Here is a 274-nt window from a genome sequence, read left to right on the forward strand (position 1 = left end):
GGGCGAAATCCGGCGCGCGCATGCATGCCGATGGCTTGCCGCATGACGGTTTTTCGCTCGCCTTCGATGGTAGGGATCACCGGATCAATCTCCATGGACTGACCGGCGGCAAGCGCGTCATGGTCTATGGCCAGACGGAGTTGACCCGTGATCTGATGGAACATCGCGAGGCGAGCGGCGCGCTGGCGATCTACGAAGCGGCCAATGTGACGCCTCACGATTTCGACGGTGCCGCGCCCTACGTTACCTATGACAAAGACGGCGTGACGCACCG

The 274-nt window shown here is 62.0% G+C and carries 1 protein-coding gene; it reads left to right on the top strand.

Annotation, left to right across the window (positions count from 1 at the left end):
* The coding region (locus tag SB772_RS40725) for an FAD-dependent monooxygenase (RefSeq protein ID WP_410838615.1) at positions 1–274 on the top strand (274 nt) is incomplete at both ends.

Origin of the sequence: Paraburkholderia sp. SIMBA_030, assembly GCF_046535245.1 — a bacterium.
Lineage (GTDB): Bacteria > Pseudomonadota > Gammaproteobacteria > Burkholderiales > Burkholderiaceae > Paraburkholderia.